Annotated in this window: 1 pseudogene; it reads right to left on the minus strand. The window is 74.9% G+C overall.

The window, feature by feature from the left end:
• Nucleotides 1-73: 73 nt before the first annotated feature.
• Nucleotides 74-243: pseudogene (locus ACSNOK_RS35825) on the minus strand (PAC2 family protein); the annotation flags it as partial.

Here is a 243-nt window from a genome sequence, read left to right on the forward strand (position 1 = left end):
CACGACCCGCGCCCCCGCCCTCGGCTTCGGCCCCGGCCCCGGGATACCCACGTACGAGAACACCCCGCGGCGGTCAGCCGCCTTCCCCTTCCCGCTCGGCGAGGAACCGCTCGAACTCGCGCCCGATCTCGTCCGCCGACGGCAGCGTGACGGACTCGGCGACGAGGTTGCCGCGCGTCTCCGCGCCGGCCGCGGCGTCGTACTGGTTCTCCAGCCCGCGGACCAGGGCGACCAGTTCCTCGT

It is taken from the genome of Streptomyces sp. URMC 126, assembly GCF_051386555.1.
In the GTDB taxonomy this organism is placed as follows: Bacteria; Actinomycetota; Actinomycetes; order Streptomycetales; family Streptomycetaceae; genus Streptomyces.